This is a genomic window from Siccirubricoccus sp. G192 (genome assembly GCF_019084075.1).
GTDB lineage: Bacteria > Pseudomonadota > Alphaproteobacteria > Acetobacterales > Acetobacteraceae > G192.
Genome location: NZ_JAHREN010000001.1, coordinates 2,177,957 through 2,203,224, shown reverse-complemented (window position 1 = coordinate 2,203,224; position 25,268 = coordinate 2,177,957). Strand labels below are relative to the sequence as shown.

The 25,268-nt window shown below is 70.7% G+C and carries 22 protein-coding genes; 14 read left to right on the top strand and 8 right to left on the bottom strand.

Annotation, left to right across the window (positions count from 1 at the left end):
- Position 1: 1 nt before the first annotated feature.
- Together KSF81_RS10445 and KSF81_RS10440 are read right to left on the bottom strand one after the other, a co-directional pair.
- Positions 2–1,069, bottom strand: coding sequence for an NAD(P)H-dependent oxidoreductase (locus tag KSF81_RS10445; protein WP_217378923.1), 1,068 nt, complete (start codon positions 1,067–1,069; stop codon positions 2–4).
- A gap of 45 nt (positions 1,070–1,114) precedes the next feature.
- On the bottom strand, positions 1,115–2,038 hold the full coding sequence (locus KSF81_RS10440; RefSeq protein WP_217378922.1) for a DMT family transporter: 924 nt from the start codon (positions 2,036–2,038) through the stop codon (positions 1,115–1,117).
- Between the two features lie 351 nt (positions 2,039–2,389).
- Between KSF81_RS10440 and KSF81_RS10435 the strand changes: the two genes are divergently transcribed.
- From KSF81_RS10435 to KSF81_RS10415, 5 genes are all read left to right on the top strand, one after another.
- Positions 2,390–4,750, top strand: a complete 2,361-nt coding sequence (locus tag KSF81_RS10435; protein WP_375293369.1) for a helicase-related protein — start codon at positions 2,390–2,392, stop codon at positions 4,748–4,750.
- A gap of 92 nt (positions 4,751–4,842) precedes the next feature.
- Complete coding sequence (locus KSF81_RS10430; protein ID WP_309139532.1) at positions 4,843–6,507, top strand: DEAD/DEAH box helicase; 1,665 nt, start codon at positions 4,843–4,845, stop codon at positions 6,505–6,507.
- Positions 6,508–6,584: 77 nt separating this feature from the next.
- Entirely contained in the window at positions 6,585–6,959 is a 375-nt protein-coding gene (locus KSF81_RS10425; RefSeq protein ID WP_217378921.1) for a hypothetical protein, read from the top strand.
- A gap of 6 nt (positions 6,960–6,965) precedes the next feature.
- On the top strand, positions 6,966–8,648 hold the full coding sequence (locus tag KSF81_RS10420) for a M3 family oligoendopeptidase (RefSeq protein WP_217378920.1): 1,683 nt from the start codon (positions 6,966–6,968) through the stop codon (positions 8,646–8,648).
- 74 nt (positions 8,649–8,722) lie between these two features.
- Complete coding sequence (locus KSF81_RS10415) at positions 8,723–9,721, top strand: tripartite tricarboxylate transporter substrate binding protein (protein ID WP_217378919.1); 999 nt, start codon at positions 8,723–8,725, stop codon at positions 9,719–9,721.
- Positions 9,722–9,882: 161 nt separating this feature from the next.
- Here KSF81_RS10415 and KSF81_RS10410 read toward each other — a convergent pair whose 3' ends face one another.
- A complete protein-coding gene (locus KSF81_RS10410) occupies positions 9,883–11,031 on the bottom strand; it encodes a CaiB/BaiF CoA-transferase family protein (protein ID WP_217378918.1) in 1,149 nt (382 codons plus the stop codon).
- 121 nt (positions 11,032–11,152) lie between these two features.
- Between KSF81_RS10410 and KSF81_RS10405 the strand changes: the two genes are divergently transcribed.
- On the top strand, positions 11,153–12,202 hold the full coding sequence (locus KSF81_RS10405) for an amidohydrolase (protein ID WP_217378917.1): 1,050 nt from the start codon (positions 11,153–11,155) through the stop codon (positions 12,200–12,202).
- Between the two features lie 4 nt (positions 12,203–12,206).
- On the top strand, positions 12,207–13,508 hold the full coding sequence (locus tag KSF81_RS10400; RefSeq protein ID WP_217378916.1) for an MFS transporter: 1,302 nt from the start codon (positions 12,207–12,209) through the stop codon (positions 13,506–13,508).
- Here the strand turns inward: KSF81_RS10400 and KSF81_RS10395 are convergent.
- A complete protein-coding gene (locus KSF81_RS10395; RefSeq protein WP_217378915.1) occupies positions 13,408–14,004 on the bottom strand; it encodes a carboxymuconolactone decarboxylase family protein in 597 nt (198 codons plus the stop codon). The genes KSF81_RS10400 and KSF81_RS10395 overlap by 101 nt on opposite strands.
- A 128-nt stretch (positions 14,005–14,132) precedes the next feature.
- Between KSF81_RS10395 and KSF81_RS10390 the strand changes: the two genes are divergently transcribed.
- The 4 genes from KSF81_RS10390 to KSF81_RS10375 are packed head-to-tail and all read left to right on the top strand — an operon-like array spanning position 14,133 to position 17,885.
- On the top strand, positions 14,133–15,047 hold the full coding sequence (locus KSF81_RS10390; protein ID WP_217378914.1) for an ABC transporter permease subunit: 915 nt from the start codon (positions 14,133–14,135) through the stop codon (positions 15,045–15,047).
- Complete coding sequence (gene livM / locus KSF81_RS10385; protein WP_217378913.1) at positions 15,044–16,327, top strand: high-affinity branched-chain amino acid ABC transporter permease LivM; 1,284 nt, start codon at positions 15,044–15,046, stop codon at positions 16,325–16,327. Before KSF81_RS10390 ends, livM begins: the two co-directional genes overlap by 4 nt.
- Positions 16,324–17,151 carry an ABC transporter ATP-binding protein gene (locus KSF81_RS10380; protein ID WP_254453450.1) on the top strand — a complete coding sequence of 276 codons (828 nt, stop codon included), beginning with the start codon at positions 16,324–16,326 and terminating at the stop codon, positions 17,149–17,151. Before livM ends, KSF81_RS10380 begins: the two co-directional genes overlap by 4 nt.
- A gap of 17 nt (positions 17,152–17,168) precedes the next feature.
- The gene (locus KSF81_RS10375; protein ID WP_217381643.1) at positions 17,169–17,885 is read left to right on the top strand and encodes an ABC transporter ATP-binding protein; all 717 of its coding nucleotides are present in this window, start codon (positions 17,169–17,171) and stop codon (positions 17,883–17,885) included.
- An 18-nt stretch (positions 17,886–17,903) separates the two neighbouring features.
- On the opposite strand, the gene KSF81_RS10370 is transcribed toward KSF81_RS10375, so the two are convergent.
- Together KSF81_RS10370 and KSF81_RS10365 are read right to left on the bottom strand one after the other, a co-directional pair.
- On the bottom strand, positions 17,904–18,350 hold the full coding sequence (locus tag KSF81_RS10370; RefSeq protein ID WP_217378912.1) for a DUF421 domain-containing protein: 447 nt from the start codon (positions 18,348–18,350) through the stop codon (positions 17,904–17,906).
- Positions 18,351–18,359: 9 nt separating this feature from the next.
- Positions 18,360–18,899, bottom strand: a complete 540-nt coding sequence (locus tag KSF81_RS10365) for a hypothetical protein (protein WP_217378911.1) — start codon at positions 18,897–18,899, stop codon at positions 18,360–18,362.
- Positions 18,900–19,039: 140 nt separating this feature from the next.
- Here KSF81_RS10365 and KSF81_RS10360 point away from each other — a divergent pair, with 140 nt between their 5' ends.
- Both KSF81_RS10360 and KSF81_RS10355 read left to right on the top strand, forming a co-directional pair.
- Positions 19,040–20,140, top strand: coding sequence for a branched-chain amino acid ABC transporter substrate-binding protein (locus KSF81_RS10360; protein ID WP_217378910.1), 1,101 nt, complete (start codon positions 19,040–19,042; stop codon positions 20,138–20,140).
- 266 nt (positions 20,141–20,406) lie between these two features.
- A complete protein-coding gene (locus KSF81_RS10355) occupies positions 20,407–21,969 on the top strand; it encodes a sulfatase-like hydrolase/transferase (protein WP_217378909.1) in 1,563 nt (520 codons plus the stop codon).
- A 63-nt stretch (positions 21,970–22,032) separates the two neighbouring features.
- On the opposite strand, the gene KSF81_RS10350 is transcribed toward KSF81_RS10355, so the two are convergent.
- Positions 22,033–22,530, bottom strand: coding sequence for a flavin reductase (locus KSF81_RS10350; RefSeq protein ID WP_217378908.1), 498 nt, complete (start codon positions 22,528–22,530; stop codon positions 22,033–22,035).
- A gap of 196 nt (positions 22,531–22,726) precedes the next feature.
- Positions 22,727–24,187: an MFS transporter gene (locus KSF81_RS10345; RefSeq protein WP_217378907.1), complete on the bottom strand. Its 1,461-nt coding sequence runs from the start codon at positions 24,185–24,187 to the stop codon at positions 22,727–22,729.
- Between the two features lie 317 nt (positions 24,188–24,504).
- On the opposite strand from KSF81_RS10345, the gene KSF81_RS10340 reads away from it, so the two are divergent.
- Positions 24,505–25,218, top strand: a complete 714-nt coding sequence (locus KSF81_RS10340) for a dienelactone hydrolase family protein (RefSeq protein WP_217378906.1) — start codon at positions 24,505–24,507, stop codon at positions 25,216–25,218.
- Positions 25,219–25,268 lie beyond the last annotated feature (50 nt).

Genomic DNA, 25,268 nt, shown 5'->3' with positions numbered 1-25,268 from the left:
CTCAGCGCCGCAGTTTCTCGCCCTCGCCGGTTGCCGGCCGCAGCGTCGCGTCCTGGTTCAGCCCGCCCGCCTGCTGCTCCGCCGGGGAGGAACCGGCGGGCGGCAGGCCGAGGCCCATCCGCCATTCCCGCCATTTCAGCCGGAGATCGGCGAAGCGGTGGCCCGGCACCCGGTGGCCATAGGCCCGCCATTGGCCGGGCTCCACCCTGCCCTTGGCCGCGACGAATTCGGCGAAGCGGCCGGTCCAGGCATCGAAGGCGCGCATGAAGCCGTCCTCGCGCACCATGTCCTCGGCCTGGTTCTGGCTATAGGGCAGGCCGACCCCGGTACGGGCATGGGCCCAGAGCGCATCCGGCACCTCCACCCCGCCATAGCGGCATTGCCAGACCAGCGGCGCATAGGCCTGGCGCTCGTCCTCGAAGGGTTCCCGCGCCGGGTCGAACCAGTCTTTGTGGCGCAGGATCTTCGGGCGGCCGGTGGCGCCGATCTCATTGGCCCCGTCATCGGTGTAGCAGAAGAACCCGGCGGTGCGGCCCTCCAGGTGGTTGAGGCTGAGCGCCTCCCATTCCGGCGACCGTTCCAGCTTCATGGCGAGTTCCGGGTCCTTGTGCCGGATCAGCTCCTCGCGCGGGTTGCCGCCATTCATGCAGACCAGGCGGTCGAACATCAGCTTCAGGTTGCTGCTGGGCGCATACCAATTCACCGGTCCGATCACCGCCCAGGCATCGGCCAGGTCGAGCCTTGCATAGAGGTCGAGGTCCCACATCAGGTCGGGCTCGTCCTTGTTGCCCGGCTCGTAGCAATTGCAGGGCCAGACGCAGAGCGCCATGGCGGTTGAGACGCAGGCATTGCAACTCTGGATGCGCGCCCGGCCATAGACATTGCCGAGATCCTCGTAGTCGGTCTCCCAGTCCTGCGGCAGGCGCCCGGCCATGCGCAGCATCAGCGCGCGGGATTTCGAATCCACCCCGGGGCAGTTGTATTGCCGCCGGTTGGAGCCGGCGATCAGCAGCACCCGGAAGGGGCGCTGGTCCGGCGGCAGCCTGCCATTGGCGTCATCGGGCTTCATGGCCGGGACAACGCCGCAGGCGGGCCTGCATTTCCCGGCGCGGCATCACGCCGCCGGTGGCTTCGCCCTCGTCTGGCTCCAGCCGATATAAAGCCCGGCGGCGATGATGATCCCGGCGCCGAGCCAGGTGGCCGCATCCGGCAGGTCGGCGAAGAACAGCCAGCCCACCGCCACCGAGCCCAGGAGTTGGAAATACTGGAAGGGCGAGATGATATTGGCCGGCGCATAGGTCATCGCCCGCGCCACGCAGTAATGCCCGAGCGCGCCCAGCACCCCGGTGCCGCAGAACAGCGCCAGGTCGAACAGGGTGGCCGGCGTCTTCCAGACGAAGGGGATCACCAGCAGCATGCCGAAGGCGCCGACGGCGGAACTGTAGAAGGCCGAGGTCTCCGGCGGGTCGGTGCCGGCGATCCGCCGGGTCAGGATCTGGTAGATTCCGTAGGAGGTCGCGCTGGCCAGCACGAAGACCGAGGCCCAGTGGAACACCGCCATCCCCGGCCGGATCACGATCAGCACGCCCGCGAAGCCCACCAGCAGCGCGGCGACCCGCCCCGGCGTGGTGCGCTCCCCCAGCATCGGCCAGGCCAGGATGGCCACGATCAGCGGCGCGGTGAGGCTGATCGAGGCGGCCTGGGCCAGCGGGATGAAGGTGACGGCATAGAAGAAACAGAGATTGGAGGTGAAGAGCGTCGCCGACCGCGCCAATTGCAGCCCCGGCCGCCGGGTCCGCAGCATCCCGGGCCCGTAGCGCGGCAGGAATGTGGCCAGCATGAACAGGATATGGCCGAAGGCCCGCGCCCAGGAGACCTGGAGCGAGGAATAGTCGGCCCCCAGGATCTTGGCGAAGCCGCCCATCACCGGAAACAGCAGCCCCGCCAGGCAGATGAACAGGATGCCGAGCAGCAGGCGGCGCTCGGGCCCCCGCCAGGTGACAGCCGCCGGCGGCGGGGTCCCAAGATCGTCCTTCACCTCTGCTCTTTACCCCGCCCGGCCAATTTTTCGCGGCGCAACATGGAACCCGGAGGCGGTGGTGGCAATTCCAGGCAGGATACACTACATCCTGCCCAGCCGCGCCGACGAACCGGCTGCCTGCCGGACTGGCCGTTGCGGCCTCGGGCAGGGTTTCGTCCCGGCGCCGCCATCCAGAAGCCTATCCAGGCCCACTCGCCGGACGCCGCAGCCCCAGCCGGGGCAGGCCCAAGGCGCACCGGCACACTCCCAACGCAGCCCCGATCGGGCCGCGGAGATCATGGTTTGAACGACTCCACCGGGGTTTTCCCCAGTCTGGGCGAAAGCCCGGAAGACAGCCTTGCCACGCCCGTGGCCTTCCTGGAACCGCGCCGCCCCAGCGCCTCCCCCGCCGAAGCGGCGATCGAGGCCGCCATCGAGACCGGCGCCTTCACCGTCACGCCGCGCGAGATGCCGATGCTGATCCGGCTGGTCGAGCGGCGCATGCCCGCCGATGCCGATTCGATTGGCCAGGCGCTCTGCGAGGTGCGCCGCCGCGGCTGGACCGCCCGGCTCAACGACCTGGCCAACCGGGCCGGCCGCATCTGGGTGCGCCGGGCCGATTCCACCACTGCCGCGGCCGCCATCACCGATCCCTTGGCCGATGATGGCGCCTTACTGGCGGCGCTCGATGCCGTGCTGGCCGTCCGCTTCCGCGCCGCCGGCGCCAAGCCCGGCGCGGCCATCGAGAGCGTGGTGGCCGAGATCGCCGATGCCGGGCTCGGCCCGCTGCCGGCCGAACGGCATGAGGAACTGGCCCGCGCCATCGCCGCGGCGCATGGGCTGGAAGGCCCCGCCGCCACCCGCTTCGTCAGTGCCGTGGCCCAGGTCGAGGCCCGCCGCCGCCAGGAGCACCGCGCCGCCGAGGCCGCCGCCCGCGCACTGCGGCGCGAGGAGGAGGCGCGGCTGCGGGAATGGGAACGCAGCCTGGTGGAATTCCGCCAGGTGCCCGGCCTGCTCGGCTGTTCCGACAAGGAGGCGCTGCGCTGGATCGGGCTGAACCTGATCCCGGTGGCCCGCCGCATCCCCGCCCGCGGCAAGGGCCAGGAGCGCTGGGAATCCGACCCCGCTGAACTGGTGAAGCTGCGCCCCCAGGTCATCACCTGGCGGGAGACGGAGCAGCCACCGGCCACCGGCAGGAAGCGCGGCAAGCCCGCCGCGCCGGCGCTGAAGCTCGGCCGTGGTGCGAATGCCGCGGTGGCGCGGGTCGCGGCGCTCGATCGCTATGCCGGGCATTTCGCCACGGCGCGCGCCCTGAACCGGCGCATCACCCTGGTCACCGGCCCGACCAATTCGGGCAAGAGCCATACCGCGCTGGACCGGCTGGCCCAGGCGGAAAGCGGGTTGGCGCTGGCGCCGCTCCGCCTGCTCGCGCATGAATCCCGCGAGGCGCTCGGCAGCCGCGGCATCGCCGCCTCGCTCTCCACCGGCGAGGAGCGGATGCCGGTGCCGGGCAGCCGGCACCTCGCCGCCACGGTCGAGATGTGCCCCTTCCAGGCCCCGGTCGATGTCGCCGTGGTGGATGAGGCGCAGATGCTGCAGGACCGCGACCGCGGCGCCGCCTGGACCGCCGCCATCATGGGCGCCCCGGCGCGGGACGTGTTTGTGCTCGGAGCGCCGGAATGCGCGACCCTGGTGCGCCGTATCGCCGGCCTCTGCGGCGACCCGATGGAGGAGGTGACACTGGAGCGCAAGGGACCGCTCACCCCGGCTTCCAAACCGGTGGCGCTCGGCGACCTCAAATCCGGTGATGCGCTGGTGGCCTTCTCCCGCCGCGACGTCCTGGATTTCCGCGCCGAATTGGTGAAGCGCGGCAAGCGCGTCGCCGTGGTCTATGGCGCGCTCAGCCCGGAGGTGCGGCGCGCCGAAGCCGCCCGCTTCCGCGATGGCGATGCCGATGTGCTGGTGGCGACGGATGCCATCGGCATGGGGTTGAACCTGCCGATTCGCCGCGTGGTCTTCTCGACGCTCCGCAAATTCGACGGTGAGGGCAAGCGCGAGCTGAACGCGCAGGAGATCAAGCAGATCGGCGGCCGCGCCGGCCGCTTCGGGCGGTTCGAGGAAGGCGTGGTCTCCGTCCTGGCCGGCGGCGGCAGCCCGGATTTCGTGCGCATGATGCTGAACGCGCCGCCCGCGGTGCCGCAGGACCTGCGGCCGCAGGTGCAGCCGGATGCCGATATCGTCGCGGCCGTCGCGGCCGAGATCGGCTCGGACAGCCTCTACGGCGTGCTCTCCCGAATCCGCCGCGCCGTGCTCCGCACCGATGACCCGAATTACCGCCTGGCCGACATGGAACAGGCGCTGGCGGTGGCCTCCGCGGTGGATGGCGTGGGCGGCCTCGGTCTGCTCGACCGCTGGACCTATGCGCTGTGTCCGGTGGATGAGCGGGACAACGGCGTCTCCCGCCTCGCCCGCTGGGCGGTGGAGCATGGCGGCGGCCGCCCGGTGGCGCCCCCCACCGCCGGCCGCCTGCCCGCCCCGGAACGCGCCACCCGCGAGGAGCTGGAGCGCGCCGAGAAGACCCATAAGCGCCTGGTCGCCTGGCGCTGGCTGTCGCTCCGCTTCGAGGAGGCCTATCCCGACCGCGCCGAGGCCGAGGCGGAAACTGCCCGGCTCGACCGCTGGATCGAGGATGTATTGCGGCAGCAGCGCCGCTCGCGGCTCGTCGCCTGAATTGACACTGGATTCCGCAATGCCCTTCCCCCCCCCTGCCCCCGCCGCTGCAAGCCGCCCTCACCGAACGCGGCTATGCCGAGCCCACCGCCGTGCAGGCCGCGGTGCTGGAGCCGGCGACGCTCGGGCGCGACCTGCTGGTTTCCGCCCAGACCGGCTCCGGCAAGACGGTCGCCTATGGCCTTGCGATGGTGCCGGAGGTGCTGGGCGAGGCCGAGCGCCTGCCGCAGGCCGCCGCACCACTCGCTTTGGTGGTGGCGCCGACGCGGGAGCTGGCCTTGCAGGTGCAGGGCGAGCTCGCCTGGCTCTATGCCAAGGCCGGCGGCCGCGTGGTGGCCTGCGTCGGCGGCACCGATCCAGTGGCGGAGCGCCGCGCGCTTGGGCATGGCGCGCATATCGTGGTCGGCACGCCGGGGCGGCTGCGCGACCATCTGGAACGCGGCAACCTGCGGCCGGAGGCGATGCGCGTCGTCGTGCTGGACGAGGCCGACGAGATGCTCGACCTCGGCTTCCGCGAGGAGCTGGAGGCGATCCTGGAAACCACGCCGGCCGAGCGGCGCACCCTGCTCTTCTCGGCCACCGTGCCGCGCGGCATCGCGGCGCTGGCCCGCGGCTATCAGCGCGACGCGCTGCGCATCGCCGCCACCGCCGAGGGCGACCAGCATGGCGATATCGACTACCAGGCGCTGCTGATCGCCCCGCACGAGATCGAGCGCGCGGTGGTGAACGTGCTGCGCTTCCACGATGCCGGCAGCGCCCTGGTCTTCTGCACGACGCGCGCCGCGGTGGCGCGGCTGCATGGCAACCTGGCGGAGCGCGGCTTCTCCGCCGTGGCCCTTTCCGGCGAGTTGAGCCAGGCGGAGCGGAACCGTGCCATGCAGGGATTGCGCGATGGCAGAGCGCGGGTCTGCGTCGCCACCGACGTGGCGGCGCGCGGCATCGACCTGCCCGACCTGGCGCTGGTGATCCATGCCGAATTGCCGAAGGACCCGGAGACGCTGCTGCATCGCAGCGGCCGCACCGGCCGGGCCGGGCGCAAGGGCGTCAGTGCGCTGCTGGTGCCGCACAACCGCCGCCGCGCTGCCGAGCGGCTGTTGCAGGCGGCGAAGGTGAAGGCAAGCTGGGCGCCGGCCCCCACCGCCGAGGCGATCCGCGCCCGGGATGGCGAGCGCATCGCGGCGCAGGCCCTGGCGATGGCCGAGGAGGAGGTGGGCGAGGAGGATCTGGCCCTGGCCCGCGGCCTGCTGGCCGAACGCCCGCCGGAGGCGCTGGCGGCGCTGCTGGTGCGGGTGATGCGCGGGCCGCTGCCGGCGCCGGAGGAATTGGCCGAGGTCACCGACCGCCCGCCCCCGCCGATGCGCGAGCCGCGGGAGCCGGGTGGCGAGGGGGTCTGGTTCAAGATGAATCTCGGCCGCCAGGGCAATGCCGATCCGCGCTGGATCCTGCCCTTCCTCTGCCGCCGCGGCCATGTCACGCGGCAGGAGATCGGCCGCATCCGGGTGATGGACCGGGAGACGCGCTTCGAGGTGGCGCCCTATGCCGCCAGCCGCTTCGCCGCCGCCGCGCGCAAGCCGGGCGAGGAGGACGAGCATATCCGCATCGAGGCGGCCGAGGCACCGCGCGCCACGCCCTATGGCGGGCCACGCTCCGCCGCGCCGCGATCCGGTCCATCCCGGCCGGCCGCGCCCTATGGGGCGCCGAGATCCGCCGCGCCGCGCCACCAGAAGCCGGCGCCGCGCGGTCCGCGCCGGGCCTGACAGGGCCGGGTTCCACAGTGTTTGAATAAGGCCTGGGTCCCGCGCGGCCCGGCCCGATTGAGGGGAAAGACAAGACAGTGCAACTGACCCAGGAACAGCTTCGCGCCGCCAAGGAAGGCGGCATCGAATTCCAGCCGGCGACGCCGGAGCAGGTCGCCCGGCTCACCATGCAGCGCCGCATCTTCCTGCTGCCGGACGGCCAGCCGCATGTCGGCTCGCGCAATGGCACGGTCTGGGAGACGCATGGCGCCATCGCCCGGCTGATCGATGGCGAGGCCAAGGGCCAACCCGCCGCCGTGGTGGAGACCTTGCAGGAGGCCGTCGCGGCGGATGTGGAAACCGCCGTGGCGATGGCCGCGGAACAAGGCTCGGCCCGTGGCGCGCAGGTGATCAAGCGCGGCCCCGGCCGGCCCCGCGGCGCCTGGGGCGCCGCCAAGCGCCGCACGAGCTGACCCTCCATGCCGATCCGCTTCGCCGATATCGCCGTCGCGACGCCGAGCCGGGAAAGCCTGGCCGAAGCCTATGCGGCCCTGAACGCTCTGCTCGACCGTGGCGATGCCGCCGGACGGGCGGAGGCGCTTTCCGGCTGGGACCGGCTGCGGCGGGACTACGACAGTTGGAGCGCGCTGGTGCATCTGCGCTTCGCGCAGGACACCACCAGCACCGAGGCCAAATCGGCCCGCGAATATGCCGATGCGCTCTCGCCGGTGGCGACGGAGCATGAGGTCGCGCTCAAGCGCCGGCTGCTCGCCGACCCCGACCGGGCCGGGCTGGAGGCGCTTGCGGGGGCGCATGCGCTGCGGCTCTGGGAGAGCGACATCACCACCTTCGACCCCGCCATCGCGGCGGATCTGGAGGAGGAGGCGCGGCTCGGCGCCCGCTACACCGAGTTGCTGGCCGCGGCGCGATCCGAGATCGGCGGGGAGAGCGTGAACCTCTCCGGACTCGCCCCCTTCGCCGAAAGCCCGGACCGCGCGATGCGCCACCAGGCCGAGGCGCTGCGCTGGGATTTCTTCGCCAGGCATGGCGAGGAACTCGATGGCCTTTATGATTCGCTGGTGCGGCTGCGCCATGGCATGGCGCGGAAGCTGGGCTATGCCGACTACACGCCGCTCGGCTACCGGCGGCTCAGGCGCGTCGATTATGATGCCGCCGATGTCGCCCGCTACCGCGACCAGGTGGCGGAGCATGTGGTGCCGCTGGTGGCGCGGCTGCTGGAGGCGCGGCGCCAGGAGAATGGCTGGGACCGGCTGCGCTTCTGGGACGAGGCGCTGGTGGACCCGGCAGGCAACCCGAAGCCGGTGGGTAACCACGACGTGCTGGTGGCGCGGGCGCGGGAGATGTTCGACCGCATGGACCCGCGCCTCGGCAATTTCTACCGGATGATGCTGGAGGGCGGCTTCCTCGATCTCAGGAACCGCCCGGGCAAGGCGGGCGGCGGCTTCTGCACCTCCTTCCCGACCCATGGCGTGCCCTTCATCTTCGCCAATTTCAACGGCACGCATCACGACATCGGCGTCTTCACGCATGAGATGGGGCACGCCTTCCAGAATTGGGAAAGCCGCGACCAGCCCGGCCTGGACTACCTCTGGCCCACCATGGAGGCGGCCGAGATCCACTCCATGGGGCTGGAATTCCTGACCCATCCGCAGATGGGCCTGCTGGTGGGCGAGGATGCGGCGGAGCGGTTCCGCCGCATGCACCTCATCACCTCGCTCGCCTTCCTGCCCTATGGCGTCTGCGTGGATCACTTCCAGCACGAGGTCTATGCCAACCCGGAGGCGACGCCCGCCGAGCGCCACGCGATCTGGCAGCGGCTGGAGCAGCGCTACATGCCCTGGACCGATTACGGCGACTTGGGATACCCGGCGAAGGGCGGCCGCTGGCAGGCGAAGCAGCATATCTACAACTCGCCTTTCTACTACATCGACTACACCCTGGCGCTCTGCTGCGCCTTGCAGTTCTGGGTGCGCTCACGGCAGGACGCGAAGGCGGCTTTGGCGGATTACGTGGCGCTCTGCGGCCGCGGCGGCTCCATGCCCTTCCAGGGGCTGCTGGCCTCGGCCGGGCTGGTCTCGCCCTTCGCCCCAGGCGCCCTGGCAGGGGTGGTGCGGGAGGCGGAGGCGGTGCTGGCGGGCTGACCCTTCGCGGCCCGGCGCGGATCATCCTATCCTCCTCGGCACCCGGCGATGCGCCGGAAAGGGGAGAGAAACCGATGCGCGAACCCGCCATCCCGTCGCGGCGCGGCCTGCTGGGCCTCGCCGCCACCGCCCTTGCCGCACCATCCCTCGTGCCCTCCCTGGGCCGGGCCGCGGGCTTCCCGGAGCGACCGATCCGCCTCATCGTGCCCTGGGCGCCCGGCGGCTCGACCGATGGGCAGATGCGCGCGCTGGCCGAGATCGCGGGCCGGGAACTGGGGCAGCCGGTCATCATCGAGAACCGCCCCGGCGCGCGCGGCACGCTCGGCGCCGCCATGCTGCACAGCCAGGCGCGGCCGGATGGCTATACGATCGGCCAGATCCATTCGGGCGTGCTGAGCCACCCCTTCATGACCCGCTCCGCGACCTGGGATGCGGCGACGGATTTCACCTATATCCTGGCCATCACCGGCTATCTCTCCGGCCTGGTGGTGCGCAGCGATGCGCCGTGGCAGGACTGGAAGTCGCTGATGGACCATATGCGCGCCAATCCCGGCCAGGTCAGCGTCGGCACCTCGGGCGTCGGCGGCCTCAGCCACTTGGTGATGGCGCAGGTGATGGAGCGCGAGGGCACGCAATGGCTGCACGTGCCCTATCGCGGCGTGGCCGAGACCACCACCGCGCTGCTCTCCGGCCAGGTGGACGCCATCGCGGATTCAAGCGGCTGGGCGCCGCATGTGGATGCCGGGCGCATGCGCATCCTGGCGATCTGGTCGAATGACCGGGCGAAGCGCTTCCCGGATGCGCCGACCATCAAGGAACTCGGCCACGATATCGGCGGCATCGCGCCCTATGGGCTGGCCGGGCCGAAGGGCATGGACCCGGCGGTGGTCAAGGTGCTGCACGATGCCTTCAAGAAAGCGGTCTTCGACCCCGCGCACCAGGCGATGCTCGCCCGCTTCGACATGCCGACCCTCTACATGACCGGCGAGGATTTCCAGAAATGGGTCGCGGCCCGCATCCCGGTGGAGCGCGACCTCATCAAGCGGCTGGGCATCAGCTTCGAGGGCGGCTGAGCCCAGCGGTCGATTTCATCGACCGCTGGCATGGTTTTCCCTGTCCTCAATCGCGTCGTGCCGGAGGCACGCTTCACGAGCCATGCCGGAGGCGCGCCTACGGCGTAACCGGCGGGCGCCGTTTGGCGCCTCGGACCGGTCAAGGGACCGATCCGTTGCTATCAGTCGCGGCCCAGCACCTCCCTGTTGTGCTGGCCAAGCTTCGGCGCGCCGCGCTGCGAGCGCGGGCGCTGCCGGTTGAAGGAGATCGGCAGGCCCACGACCCTGGGGCCACCATCGGGCAGGCTTTGCAGGATCTCCACCGCGGCGAGTTGCTCGGTCGCCGCCAGCTCGCCGATGTCGTTCACCGGCCCGCTCGGCACCCCCGCTGCCTCCAGCCCGGCCAGCCAATGCGCGCGGGTATTACCGCGCAACACATCGGCGATCAGCGGGATCAGCGCCGCCTTGTTATGCACGCGCTGCGGCCCGGTGACGAAGCGCGGGTCGCTGCCCCATTCCGGGTGGCCGAGCACCCTGGCGCAGCGGGCCCAGAGGCGGTCATTGCCCGCGGCCAGGCAGATCGGCCGGTCGGCGGTGTCGAAGACCTGGTAGGGCACGATCACGGTGCCGCCGGTGCCATGGCGCTGCGGCACCTTGCCGGTGGCGAGATAGCCGTTCAGCGGCCCCTCCACCCAATGCACGGCGGTCTCGAACAGGGAGGTATCGACCACGCAGCCCTGGCCGGTGCGGTCGCGGCGGCGCAGTGCCGCCAGCGCGCCGATGACGCAGAACATCCCGGTCGCCTTGTCGTTGATGGAGGCGCCGCAGAAGGTGGGTGGGTCCTCGGCGCGGCCGGTCAGCGACATCATCGCGCCATAGGCCTGCAACAGCGGGTCGAAGCCGGGGTTGAGGCGCATCGGCCCCCGATAGCCGAAGGCCCAGACCGAGCAGTAGATCAGCCGCGGGTGCCGTTCCAGCATCGCCTCCGGCCCGATGCCGAGCTCCTCCACCACGCCGGGGCGGAGGTTCTGGATGAGGATATCGGCGCCCTCCACCAGCTTGTGCAGCGCCGCCACATCCTCCGGCGACTTGATGTCGAGCGTGACGGAGCGCTTGTTGCGGTTCTGGCCGTGGAAATAGAGCGAGGTCTCGCCGCCAAGCTCCGGCCCCCAGGGCGGCCCCCAGGCGCGGGCATCGTCGCCGCCATCGGGCTTCTCCACCTTGATAACATCGGCGCCCATATCGGCCATGATGACGCCGGCCAGCGGCCCGGCCAGGGCCTGCCCGACCTCGATCACCCTGAGCCCCTCCAGCGGCAGCACCATGCGCATCCCCTCCCTCCTGCTCGGGCGGCAGCATAGGGGCGGGGCGTGGCGGCTGGCCAGATGCGGGCTTGGGCACCCGCGCGAAGCGGGCCTATCCTTCGGCCGAACAACGTCCAGGGAATGCGCAATGAGCACCATCAGCCCGTCCCATGTGCATTACGTGCCGGTCCGGGAGGATTGGCTCGCCCGCCGCAGCGAGGCGGCACTGGAGCCCGGCCTGCCGATCGTCGATCCGCACCATCACCTCTGGGACCGGCCGGGCTGGCGCTACCTGCTGCCGGAATTGCTGGCGGATACCAACCAGGGCCACAACATCACCGCCACCGTCTTCGTGCAGTGCCGCGCCATGCACCGTGCCGAGGGGCCGGAGGAATTCAGGCCGGTGGGCGAGACGGGATTCGTCAACGGCATCGCGGCAATGAGCGCCAGTGGCGGCTATGGCGAGACGAAGGTCGCCGCCGGCATCGTCGGCCATGTGAACCTGATGATCGGCGCCCGCGCGCGCGAGGTGCTGGAGGCGCATGTCCAGGCCGGCGGCGGCCGCTTCCGCGGCATCCGCCACATCTCCGCCTGGGACCCCGACCCGGTCATTATGAACCCGGCCTACCAGCCGCCGCGCGACATGCTGCACCGCCGCGAATTCCGCGAGGGCTTCGCGCAACTGGCGCCGCTCGGCCTGTCCTTCGACGCCTGGTTCTACCACCCGCAGATCCCGGACCTCACCGCCCTGGCCCGCGCCTTCCCGGAGACGCGGATCGTGCTCGATCATGTCGGCGGGCCGCTCGGCATCCACGGCTATGCCGGCAGGCGGGACGAGGTCTTCGCCGATTGGAAGGCAGGGATGACCGAGCTCGCCACCTGCCCGAACGTGCATGTGAAGCTCGGCGGCCTCGGCATGCGGATCAACGGCATGGGCTTCGAGGAGCAGCCCGACCCGCCCTCCTCCGACACCCTGGCTGAAGCCTGGAGGCCCTGGATCGACACCACCATCGGGCTGTTCGGCGCGAGGCGCTGCATGTTCGAGAGCAATTTCCCGGTGGACAAGGGCAGCTACGGCTACGGCGTGTTCTGGAACGCCTGCAAGAAGCTGGCGGCCGGCACCTCGACCGAGGAGAAGGCGGCGCTCTTCGCCGGCACCGCGGCGCGCTTCTACCGGCTGGAGGGCATTGCCGGCTAGGCTCGTGCCTCCACCCGGCAGCCGGGGCTTCGTCGCCGCCATCGTCGCGGCGCAGGTGCTGGTGCAGATCGGCGCCTTCACCCTGCCGGCGCTGTTGCCGGCCTATCTCAATGCCTGGTCGCTGACCAGCACCGAGGCCGGCTGGCTGATCGGCATCTTCTTCGCCGCCTATGTGGTGGCGGTGCCGGTGCTGCTGGCGCTGACGGACCGCCTGCCGGCGCGGCGCATCTACCTGCTGGGCGCGGGGCTGACGGCGCTCTCGCATCTCGGCTTCGCCACCGTGGCGGAGGGCTTCTGGTCCGGCCTGGCGCTGCGCGCGGTCGCCGGCATCGGCTGGGCCGGCTGCTACATGCCCGGCCTGAAGGCGATCGCCGATCCGCTGGAGGGCGCGGCGCAATCCCGCGCCGTCTCCTGGCATGCGGCGGGGGTGGGGATCGCCGGCGCCTGCTCCTTCCTGGTGGCGGGGCTCTTCGACGCGCTGGCCGGGCCGCCGGCCGCCTTCCTCTTCGGCGCCCTGGCGGCGGCGGCGGGATTCGGCATCGCGCTGGCGGTGCTGCCGGCCGCGCCGCCTTCGCGCGAGGCCGGGCCGAAGCGGGCGCTGCTGGACTTCCGGCCGGTCCTCGCCAATCGCCGGGCCATGGCCTGGATCGCCGGCTATACGGTGCATACCTGGGAATTGGCGGCGGCGCGGGCCTGGGGCGTGACCTTCCTGACCGTCGCGGCGGTGGAGGGCGGCGCGCCTGGCTGGATGCCGGGGCCGACCGTGCTCTTCACCCTGGTGGGGCTGGCCTGCATCCTGGTCTCGATCACCGGCAACGAGGTGGCGCAGCGCTTCGGCCGCGGCCGGGTGGTGACCGTGGCCATGGCGGCGGCAGCGGCGCTCTCGCTGCTCACCGGCTGGATGGCGGGGCTGTCCTTCGGCCTGGCGCTCGCACTGCTGCTGCTCTGGAACATGGCGATCTATCTGGACAGTTCGGCGCTGACCGCCGGCACGGTGCAAGCGGCGGGGCCGGGGCTGCGCGGCGCCACCATGGGGCTGCACAGCATGGCGGGCTATGCCGGCGGCTTCCTCGGGCCGCTCGGCGTCGGGCTGATGCTGGATCTGGTGGGGCCAGCGGGTGATGCCGTGTTGGCCTGGGGGCTGGGCTTCGGGCACCTGGCCCTGGTGACGCTGGCGGGGCTGGCCGTGCTGCGCCGCCTCGGGCTCAGCGGCCCGGCAGGGGCGCCAGCGGCGGGGCCACGCCGGGCGGCAGCGGCACCTGGGCCACGTTCAGCGTCATCGCCACCGCCACGTAGTAGCCGCTGACCGCGATGAGATCGACCACCCCCTGCTCGCCGAACCGGGCCTTGGCGGCGGCATAGGTGGCGTCCGAGACGAAGCGGGTGCGGTGCAGCTCGGTGCAGAAGTCGTAGATGATCCGCTGGTCCTCGGTCATGCCCTCCGGCCGCTTGCCCTCAGCCAGTTGCGCGGCGATCCCGGGCGGCAGGCCGGCCTTCATGGCCAGGATGTGATGCGCGTACCATTCGAATTGCGCGGACCATTCCCGGGCCGTGATCAGGATGGCCATCTCGTTCAGGTCGGCCGGGATGGAGCTGTTGAAGCGGAGATACTCGCCCACCTTCTGGAAGCGGTCCGCGACCTCGGGGCTGCGCAGCATGGCCGGGAAAGGCCCGCGGAGCGCGCCGCGCGGCCCGCCGGCGATGCCATCCGCCACCCGCCGCTGCTCGGGCGTCAATTGCTCGGCCGGCAGGGGCGGCAGCCGCCCTTGCTCGCCGGTATCCGCTGGAATCAGGTGGTCCATGCCGTTTCCTCCCACTGGAACTCCGGCGGATCATCGCCCCGCGCCAGGCACACGGCAACTTCCCCTTCGCAAGCCGCACCCGCTGCCCTAGCCTTGCCGGACAGGGAATCACGCGCCGGGAGAGCCGCTTGGCCTATGCGCTGCAGCAGCTGATCAACGGGATCAGCCTGGGTATGATCTACGGCCTGATCGCGGTGGGCTACACCATGGTCTATGGCATCATCGGCATGATCAACTTCGCGCATGGCGATGTCTTTATGATCGGCGCCTTCCTCGCCCTGATCGCGGTGCTGCTGCTGCAGCTCGGCGGGCTGATGGACGGGCCGGCGGCGATCCTGCTGGTGCTGCTGTTTTCCATGGCCTTCAGCGCGCTCTATGGCTGGACGCTGGAGCGCGTGGCCTATCGGCCGCTGCGCGGCAGCTTCCGCCTGGCGCCGCTGATCACCGCCATCGGCATGTCCATCGTGCTGCAGAACTACGTGCAAGTGAGCCAGGGCGCGCGGGTGAAGCCGCTGGAGCCGCTGGTGCCCGGCGGCATCGAGGTATTCCGCGAAGGCGGCTTCGTGGTGCAACTTTCCTATGTGCAGATGCTGATCGTCGGCGTGACCCTGGCGGTGCTGGCGATCTTCACCCTGCTGGTCACGCGCACGCCGCTCGGCCGCGCCATGCGGGCCTGCGAGCAGGACCAGCGGATGGCGGCGCTGCTCGGCATCGACACCGACCGCACCATCAGCCTGACCTTCGTGATCGGCACCGCGCTGGCCGGGGTGGCGGGCACCATGTACCTGCTGCGCTATGGAGTGATCGATTTCTACATCGGCTTCCTCGCGGGGGTGAAGGCCTTCACCGCCGCGGTGCTGGGCGGCATCGGCAGCCTGCCCGGCGCGGTCCTGGGCGGGCTGCTGATCGGCCTGATCGAGACCTTCTGGAGCGCCTATTTCAGCGTGCAGTACAAGGATGTGGCGGCCTTCTCCATCCTGATCCTCACCCTGATCTTCCTGCCGACGGGCCTGCTCGGCCGGCAGGAGGTGGAGAAGGTATGAACCTCCCCGCCGCGCTGAAGGATGCCGCGCTCGGCGCCCTGGTCGCGCTCGGCCTCTTCGCGCCCCTGGTCGGGCTGCGCACGGATGTGGCGCCGGGCGGCGGGCTGTTCCTGCGGACCCGCTGGGCGGATGTGGCGATCCTCTGCGGCCTGGTCTTCGCCGGACGGCTGGCACTGGTGCTCTGGACCGGGCGGCGCGGGCTGCGCCCCTCCACCGCGCCCGGCCCCTGGACCGCGCGGCTGCAACAGGCAGGGCGGTTCTTCGCGCCGGCCATGCTGGCGGCGGCGCTGGTGCTACCCGCCATTCCCGGCATCGGCCGCTACGAGCTCGACCTCGGCATCCTGGTGCTGACCTATGTGATGCTCGGCTGGGGGCTGAACATCGTGGTCGGGTTGGCCGGGCTGCTCGACCTCGGCTATGTCGCCTTCTACGCGGTCGGCGCCTATGCCTATGCGCTGCTGGCGCAGCATTTCGGCCTCTCCTTCTGGATCGGCCTGCCGCTGGCCGGGATTCTCGCCGCCTTCGCCGGCATCCTGCTGGGCTTCCCGGTGCTCCGGCTGCGCGGCGACTACCTGGCGATCGTGACGCTGGCCTTCGGCGAGATCATCCGGGTGTTGCTGATCAATTGGGCCAGCCTGACCGGCGGCCCCAACGGCATCGGCGGCATCCCGCGCCCGAGCTTCTTCGGCCTGCCCTTCTCCATGGCAGGAGGCGAGGGAACATTCGCCGGCTTCTTCGGACTGGAGCCCTCGCCGGTGCACCGGGTGATCTTCCTCTACTACCTGATCCTCGGCCTGGCGCTGCTGACCAATTGGGTCACGATCCGGCTCCGCCGCCAGCCGCTCGGCCGCGCCTGGGAGGCGCTGCGCGAGGATGAGATCGCCTGCCGGGCGCTCGGCATCAACGTCACCACGACCAAGCTCTCGGCCTTCGCGCTCGGCGCCATGTTCGGCGGCTTCGCCGGCGCCTTCTTCGCCACCCGCCAGGCCTTCATCAGCCCGGAAAGCTTCACCTTCATCGAAAGCGCCATCATCCTGGCCATCGTCGTGCTGGGCGGGCTCGGCAGCCAGGTCGGCGTGGCGGTCGCGGCGCTGGTGATGATCGGCGGGTTCGAGCTGTTCCGCGACCTTGAGGAATGGCGGATGCTGGTCTTCGGCGGCGCCATGGTGGTCATCATGGTGCTGCGGCCGCGCGGCCTGGTCGGCACCCGCACGCCCTCCATCGCGCTCCGGGAACGGCGCGCCATCGGCGGCGACCTGGTGGGCGAGGGACGCGGATGATCAGCCCCCCCCGCATCCACCGCAACATGATCCTGGAGGTCGCCGGGCTCACCATGCGCTTCGGCGGGCTGACCGCGGTGGACCAGCTTTCCTTCGCCGCGCTGCATGGCGAGATCACCGCGCTGATCGGCCCGAACGGCGCCGGCAAGACCACCGTCTTCAACTGCATCACCGGCTTCTACCGGCCGAGCGCCGGCGCCATCCGGCTGCATCATCCCGGCGCCCTGCCCACCGACCTGCACCGCCTGCCCGGCTACCGCATCGCCCGCGCCGGCCTGGCCCGCACCTTCCAGAACATCCGCCTGTTCCCGGGCATGACGGCGCTGGAAAACCTGCTGGTGGCGCAGCACAACCGCCTGATGGCCGCCACCGGCTGGGGCATCGGCGCGGTGCTCGGCCTTTCCCGCTATCCCCGCGCGGAGCGGGAGGCGGTCGAGACGGCGCGGCGCTGGCTCCAGGCCACCACCCTGCTCGACCGCGCCGACGACCCGGCCGGCGCCCTGCCCTATGGCGCGCAGCGGCGGCTGGAGATCGCCCGGGCCATGTGCACCTCCCCCACGCTGCTCTGCCTGGACGAGCCCGCCGCCGGCCTCAACCCGCGCGAATCCGACGACCTGGCGCGGCTGCTGCTGCTGATCCGCGGCCAGGGCACCTCCATCCTGCTGATCGAGCACGACATGGGCGTGGTGATGCGAATCAGTGACCGGGTGGTGGTGCTGGACCATGGCAGGCTGATCGCCGACGACACCCCCGCCGTGGTGCGCGCCGAGCCGCGGGTGATCGCCGCCTATCTCGGCGAGGGCGGCGAGGACGAGGCCGCGTGAGCGGCGATCCCTGCCCCCTGCTGGAGGTGGATTGCATCAGTGCCGGCTACGGCGCGGTGCAGGCGCTGACCGATGTTTCCCTGCATGTCATGCCGGGCGAGATCGTCACCCTGATCGGCGCCAATGGCGCCGGCAAGTCCACGCTGCTGATGAGCATCTGCGGCAATCCGCGCCCGCGCGCCGGCCGCATTCGCCTGGACGGCGCCGAGATCACCGGCCTGCCCACCCATGCCATCATGCGCCATGGCCTGGCGCACGCGCCGGAGGGCCGCCGCATCTTCCCGCGCATGTCGGTGCGGGAGAACCTGCTGATGGGTGCGGAGGCCCTGCGCCGGGGCGACCCGGCACCGCAACTGGCCGAGGTGCTCGCGCTGTTTCCCCGCCTGCAGGAAAGGCTGGCGCAGCGCGGCGGCACGCTCTCCGGCGGCGAGCAGCAGATGCTGGCGATCGGCCGGGCGCTGATGTCCCGGCCGCGGCTGCTGCTGCTGGACGAGCCCTCACTCGGCCTGGCGCCGCTGGTGGTGAAGCAGATCTTCGGCGCCATCCGCAGGCTGAACGCCGAAACCGGGCTCACCGTGCTGCTGGTGGAGCAGAATGCCAACTTGGCGCTGCGCTTGGCGCATCGGGGCTATGTGCTGGTGAATGGCCGCATCACCATGGAGGGGCCAGGGCTGGCGCTGCTGGCCCGGCCGGAGATCCGGGACGCCTATCTCGGCGGCGGCGTCGCGGCCTGAACCCTGATCCCGCCAATCCTACTTCCGCTCCGGCACGATGCTGATCTGGCCATCCGTCTCCAGCACCGCGAAGCGGATCTGCTCCATCCGGTCCAGCCCCTGCAATGCGCGCGCCGCGCTCAGCACGTCCTGCTCGTCGAGCCGGGCCCGTTCCAGCCGGCCCGGCAGCGGGCTGCCATGCGCGACCAGCAGGGTCGGCACCCCCTCCAGCACCCGCGCCACCCGCGGCGAGCGCGCCTTCACCAGCGACAGGCCGATATCGGCCAGCAGCAGGGTGGTTATCACCAGCACGGCATTGGTGAAGGAGAAATCATCGCCGATCATCGCCTGCTGCGTCGCCTCGCTGATGATGAGCAGCAGCACGAGATCGAAGGCGGTCATGTCCCGCAGGGTGCGCCGGCCGCTGATGCGGAACAGCAGCAGCAGCACCGCATAGATGGCGAAGGCGCGCAGCACGCTTTCCATGGCGGCGCCTCAGGGCCAGACCAGGATGCGGAGGATGGCAGGCGGGCCATCCGCGAGGCCGATCGCCAGGCGGAAGATGCCGGCGCCCTCCGGTTCCGCCTCCAGCGCCACGAGGGGGCCGGGGCTGCCGGCCTGCAGCGTCAGCACCAGATCCCCGGCATCGCTGCGGCTTTCCGCCGGGTGCGGCAGCAGGCTCCGCACTCGCCAATGCGCCGGCAGCGCATCGCCGAGGCGCAGTTGCAGCCGGCCATCCGGCACGGGCCGCAGGGCCTCGACACGGAAGACCGTGGGCAGCATCTGCCGCTGTATTCGGTCATAGGTGATGCGGAGCGCGCCATCCGGCGTGGTGGCCGTGGCGCCGGCGAGCCAGCCGGAGCCGCCGAAAGCCCCGAGCAACCCGGCCAACACCAACCCCAGCATGGCCAGCCAGCCCAGCCGCTCCACCCGCCAACTGCGGCGCTGGAATCCGAGCAACGCCTCCACATGCCGCAATTCCGGCGGCAGGGTGCCAGGATCGAGGCTGGAAGGCGGGTTGCTCCTGCTGGTCATGGCCTCTCCTCGCCGTCTCGGACCGCCGCCGCAACGCTCCAGCGCCACCTCTCGTTCCACCGCGCGGCAGGCGCAATATCCGTGCCCAGGCCGGCGGCTTTGCTTAGGCTAGGCTGGTGCAGATTCGGGGAGATGCAGGCATGTTCACGAGACGTTTGATCCTGGGGACGGCGCTGGCCGCCACGGCGGGGGCGCGGGCGCAGGGCGGCCCGATCCGCATCGCCACTGCCGGGCCGATGACCGGGCAATACGCCGCCTTCGGCGCCCAGATGCGGGCCGGCGCCGAACAGGCCGTGACGGATCTGAACGGCCGCGGCGGAGTCATGGGCCGCCAATTGGCGCTGGAGGTCGCCGATGATGCCTGCGACCCGCGCCAGGCGGTGAGCGTCGCGAACCAGCTCGCCGGCCGCGGCATCCGCTTCGTGGCCGGGCATTACTGCTCCGGCTCCAGCATCCCCGCCAGCAAGGTCTATGCCGAGGAGGGCGTGCTGCAGATCAGCCCCGCCAGCACCAATCCGCGCTTCACCGATGAGGGCGGCTGGAACACCTTCCGCACCTGCGGCCGCGACGACCAGCAGGGCCAAGTGGCCGGCACGCATATCGCTCGCGCCTTTCCCGGCAAGCGGGTGGCGATCCTGCACGACAACACGGCCTACGGGAAGGGCCTGGCGGACGAGACCAAAAAGGCGCTGAACGCCGCCGGCATGCAGGAGACGCTCTATGCCGCCTATACGCCGGGCGAGCGCGACTACAACGCGCTGGTCTCCCGGCTGAAGAACGCCAATATCGATGTCATCTATATCGGCGGCTACCACACGGAAGCCGGGCTGATCCTGCGCCAGGCCAAGGAGCAGGGGATGAATGTCACGCTGATCGGCGGCGATGCGCTGGTGACGAACGAGTTCTGGCAGATCACCGGCGCCGCCGGCGAAGGCGCGATGATGACCTTCAGCAGCGACCCCCGCCGCCGCCCCACCGCGGCCGAGGTGGTGCAGCGCTTCCGCGCCCGCAACATCGATCCCGAGGGCTATGTCCTCTATACCTATGCGGCGATCCAGATCTGGGCGGCAGCGGCGGCCAAGATCAACAACCTCGACCCGCGCCGGATCGCCGAGGCGATGAAGGCGCAGGGGCCCTGGCAGACCGTGCTCGGCGAGATCAGCTTCGACCGCAAGGGCGATGTCACGAAGCCGGATTATGTCTTCTATGTCTGGAAGAACGGCAGCTACGCCGAGATGTGAGGCTGGCGGAACTGTCCCCGGAAGTGCTTGCAAAGCGGAGTGCGGATCGCCATCCTTCCCTCATCGTCAACAACCGAAAGGAGGTGATCCAGTGTCTCATTGTGTGAAGGCGGGTGCCGCGGCCGCGGCCTGGATCATCGTCTCCGCCACTGTGGGGACGGCTTCCTAGCCGAAGCAGGCGGACAACCGCCGACCACCAATGGGAAGGCCCTGGCGGGATACCGCCGGGGCCTTCCGCAATTCCGGGGCTGCGCTAGTCTCCCCGCATGGCGATCCGCAACATTCTCTTCGTGATGTGCGACCAGTTGCGCTGGGACCATCTCTCCTGCGCCGGCCATCCCTTCCTGCAGACGCCGAATATCGATGCGCTGGCCCGGCGCGGGGTGCGCTTCGCCAATGCCTTCGTGCAGAGCGGCATCTGCGGCCCCTCCCGCATGAGCTTCTATACCGGGCGTTATGTCTCCTCGCATGGCGCCACGCAGAACCGGGTGCCGCTCTCCCTCGGCGAGGTCACGCTCGGCTGGCACCTGCGCGAGTCCGGCCGCAGCTTGGCGCTCGCCGGCAAGACGCATGTGCTGCCGGATGCGCGGGGCATGAGGCGGCTGGCGCTCGATGGCCAGAACGACCTGGCCGCGCTGCTGCGCGAGGGCTGGTTCACCCTGGTGGACCGGCATGATGGCCACCATGCCGAGCCCGACAGCGCCTATGCGAATTGGCTGCGCGCCCGCGGCTATGACAGCCGCGATCCCTGGACGGACTACGTCATCGCGGTGGAGGACGCGCAGGGCCAGGTCCATTCCGGCTGGAAGATGCGCAATGCCCGCCTCCCCGCCCGCGTCCGCGAGGAACACAGCGAGACCGCCTATACCACCGACCAGGCGATCGGTTTCATGGCCGCCCAGGGCGACAGCCCCTGGGTGCTGCACCTCTCCTATGTGAAGCCGCACTGGCCCTATATCGCCCCCGCACCCTACCACGCGATGTACACGGCCGGGCAATGCCTGCCGGTGCAGCGCCACCCGGAGGAACGCGGCGCGGCCGCGCATCCCGTTTTCCGCGCCTTCCAGGAGGAGGAGGTCGGGCGGAACTTCCAGCGCGACGAGACCATCGCCACGGTCCGCCCCGCCTATCAGGGGCTGATCCGCCAGTTGGACGACCATCTCGGCCGGGTCTGGGCGGCGATGGAACGGCTGGGCCGCTGGCAGGACACGCTGGTGATCTTTACCAGCGACCATGGCGACTATCTCGGCGACCACTGGCTCGGCGAGAAGGAGCTGTTCCACGACTGCATCCAGCGCGTGCCCTTCCTGCTGCATGACCCCTCCCCCGCCGCCGATGCCACGCGCGGCAGCACCGATGCGCGGCTGGTGGAGGCGATCGACACCGTACCGACCATCCTCGACGCGCTCGGCCTCGACCCCGTGCCGCATCTGATCGAGGGGCGCTCGCTGCTGCCCCTGCTGCACGGCGCGCAGGGCGATTGGCGCGAGGCCGCCTTCAGCGAGCTCGACTGGACCTTCAAGGGTGCGCGGCGGCGGCTCGGCCTGCCCAGCGGCCAGCACCATGCCTGGATGGTGCGGACCGCGCGCTGGAAATACGTGCACTGGACGGATGGCTACCGGCCGCAGCTTTTCGACCTCGAAGCCGATCCACAGGAATCCCACGACCTCGGCGCCGATCCGGCGCTGGCGGAGGTGCGGGAGGCGATGCGTGCCCGCCTGCTCGCCTGGTTCACCGGCCTCAAGCGCCGCACCACCATCACCTGGGCGGAGGCCGAGCAGCGCACCGACAGCCACAAGAAGGCGGGCGTCTTCTTCGGCGAGTGGTAGCCGGACCGGGTCGCTGCAAGGCGGAAGCGCCCGGAAGCGTAAATCCGGTCTGCAATGGATGCTCTACCCCTCCGTCCCCACCGGATGGTAGTCGCGGCCGAAATAGATCAGCCCGGCGTCATGCCGGCTGCCCTGCCGGATCGCCAGGATCTCGGCGAAGATCACGATATGCGTGCCCTTCTCCACCATCTCGGCCACGCGGCAGTCGAAGGCCGCCACGGCGCCCTGCAACGCCGGCGCGCCGGTTATGAGAGGCGCCCAGGTCCCGGCCTCGAAACGCTCGCCGGGCGGGCATCTGGTCACGCCGGCGAAGACCGCCGCGACATCCCTCTGCCCGGCCGCCAGGGTATTGACGCAGAGCACCCCATTGGCCCTCAGCGCCGGCGCGGAGGAGGCGTTGCGGTTCATGCAGACCAGCAGGGTCGGCGGGTCGTCCGTCACGCTGCAGACCGCGCTGGCGGTGAAGCCGGCCCGGCCGGCGGGGCCGCCCGTCGTGATGATGTTCACCGCGGCGCCCAGCCGGGCCATGGCATTGCGGAATTCCTCCCGGGAAATGGACATAAGCGCTGCGCCCCATTGATGACGACCAGTTAAGCATGCGCTGCGCCGATGGGAACGGGGGTGCCGCCAGGCACAGACTTGGGGTGGGCCGATTCATGCCTCCGGCCCTTGCGGCCCTCCGGTCATCGGGCGGCGGTAGATCGGGCCGGCCGATTCAGACCTTCGGGCCGCACGGCCCTCCGGTCATCGGGCGGCGTCAGTGCGGCCTGGCCACCGTGGCCAGCGGGGCCGCCACCTCCTCCAGCGGCTTGCCCTCGGCGGCGAAGCCCAGGCGCCATTCCGTGGCGGCCGCCACCAGCATCAGTCCGGCCGCCATCAGATAGCCCCACATGATGGCATCGCGGTCGCCGCTGGAGATCAGCCAGCCGAAGATCGTGGGACCGGCGACGCCGCCGACCGCGGTGCCGATGGCATAGAACAGCGCGATCGCCATCGCCCGCATCTCCAGCGGGAAGCTCTCCCCCACTGTCAGATAGGCGGCGGAGGCGGCGGCGGAGGCGAAGAAGAAGATCACGGTCCAGGCCGCGGTCTGCTCCCAGGCGGTCAGCCAGCCCGCGGCGAAGGCATAGCCGGTGGCTGCCATCAGCAGGCCGGACAGGGCATAGGTGAGGGTGATCATCGGCCGCCGACCGACACTGTCGAAGAGATGGCCGAGCAGCAGTGGCCCGGCCAGGTTGCCGAGCGCGAAAGGCAGCATGTACCAGCCGACGCTGCCCGAGGGGATGCCGTAGAATTTCGTCAGCACCAGCGCATAGGTGAAGCCGAGCGCGTTGTAGCAGAAGGCCTGGCAGGCCATCAGCGTCAGGCCGAGCACCGTGCGCGGCCGGTGGTGGTGGATCATGCTGGCCCAGACCTCGCGCAACTCGGTATGGCCGCGGCGGTGCAGCACCACTGGGCCATAGGTGGTGGGCGGCAGCGTGCCATGCTCGGCCCGGACACCACGCTCGATCTCGCCGACGATCCGCTCGGCCTCCGCATGGCGGCCATGGATCATCAGCCAGCGCGGGCTTTCCGGCAGGAAGCGGCGCAGGAAGATCACGATCACCGAGAGCGCGCCACCCACGACGAAGGCGGCGCGCCAGCCGATCTCGGGGTCGATCACCGCCGGGTTCAGCACCACCAGCGAGATGATGGAGCCGAGCGCCGCGCCGCCCCAGAAGGTGCCGTTCACGGCCAGGTCCGTGGTGCCGCGCCGCCGCGCCGGGATCAGTTCCTGGATGGCCGAGTTCACCGCGGCATATTCGCCGCCGATGCCGGCGCCGGTCAGCGCCCGGAAGGCGGCAAAGGACCAGAAGTCCCAGGCCAAGCCGGTGGCAATGCTGGCCAGCATGTAGACAACCAGCGTGACGAAGAACAACCGGCGGCGCCCCCAGCGGTCGGCCAGCCAGCCGAAGCCCAGCGCACCCGTGACGGCGCCCACCAGATAGGCTGAGGCGGTCAGGCCGATCTCCACCTCGGAGAGCCCGAGGCTCCTGCTTTCATGGATGGCGCCGGCGAGCGAGCCGACCAGCGTGACCTCCAGCCCATCCAGGATCCAGGTGATGCCGAGCGCCACCACCACCCGCCAATGGAAGCGGCTCCAGGGCAGGCGGTCGAGCCTGGCCGGCACATCGCTCTCGAATCGGCCGCCATCGGCCAGGGCTGGCGCATCGCGCATGCCGGCTGAATCTCCCCTGCCGGGCCAGAACGCCCGAGGCGCTGGCGGTTCCGGCCGGGTGATGCACCAAGGGCAGGGCGTGACGCGGGCGCCGCCACCCGGCTGCGCGCAGCATCGATCCCGGTACCGATCGCGATATCCTGAACCGGCGGCGACCCGCTCCCGAGGCCACCGGCCAGGTCGGCCCGCCGCGCGAGCCCGGCGGGGCGGGATCTGGGCGGTGCGGCAGCGGATGTCACGGCCGGGGCCAGGGACATGCCAAGCACACCCATCTGCGGTTAGATGCCCCCTGGGAAGCCCAACAGAAGGAGGGGACGATGCCCGAGATCAAGATCGCCGCATCCGATGGCAGCGGCGAGTTCATGGCCTATGTGGCGATGCCGAAGACCATGCCCGACACCGCCCCCGCCGGTGCGGTGGTGATGATCCAGGAGATCTTCGGCGTGAATAGCGCCATGCGGGCACTGTCCGACTGGGTGGCCGAGATGGGCTTCATCGCCGTCAGCCCCGACCTCTTCTGGCGGCAGGAGCCGGGCGTGCAGCTCGACCCCGATGCCGGCCAGGCGCAATGGGACCGGGCCTTCGCGCTGATGAACGGCATGAACCAGGACAAGGCAGTCGAGGACCTGAAGGCCAGCGTCGCCCATGCCTGCAGGATGCAGGGCGCCAATGGCAAGGTCGGCACCATGGGCTTCTGCCTCGGCGGGCGGCTCGCCTATATGATGGCCACGCGTTCCGATGCCGATTGCAACATCAGCTATTACGGCGTCGGGCTGGACGGGCTGCTGGGCGAGGCCGGCAAGATCCGGGCGCCGCTGCTCCTGCACATCGCCGGCCGCGACAAATTCGTGCCGCCCGAGGCGCAGGCGAAGATCCAGGAGGGGCTGCGCGGCAACAAGCAGGTGGAATGCCATGTCTACCCCTGGGCCGACCACGCCTTCTCCCGCCGCGGCGGCCATTCCTATGATGCGCGGGCGGCGACCATCGCCGATGGCCGCTCGGCCGAATTGCTGACCCGGGTGCTGGGCTGAGGCCCATCCACAATGCGGGGGCGGCTACTCGATCCAGGGCCGCTCCCGCC